Annotated in this window: 1 protein-coding gene; it reads left to right on the top strand. The window is 67.1% G+C overall.

Features of this window, described 5'->3' with window-relative positions:
* On the top strand, positions 1–237 hold a 237-nt coding region (locus FS767_RS22600), incomplete at both ends, for a 2OG-Fe(II) oxygenase (RefSeq protein ID WP_178102790.1).

Genomic DNA, 237 nt, shown 5'->3' on the forward strand with positions numbered 1-237 from the left:
CCTGCTCGAGGCCTTCAACCGCACCCTGTTCCTGGGGCTGGAAGACTACGAAAGCCACTTCGCCCTCTATCCGCCGGGGGCCTTCTATGCCCGCCACCTGGATCGCTTCCGCGACGACGACCGCCGCATGGTCTCCCTGGTGCTCTATCTCAACGACGCCTGGTTGCCGGAGCAGGGCGGCGAGCTGCGGCTCTATCTGGACGAGCAGCGCCACCAGGATGTCCTGCCGCTGGGCGG

The organism is Pseudomonas sp. DE0010 (assembly GCF_007680745.1).
Classification (GTDB): domain Bacteria; phylum Pseudomonadota; class Gammaproteobacteria; order Pseudomonadales; family Pseudomonadaceae; genus Aquipseudomonas; species Aquipseudomonas parafulva_B.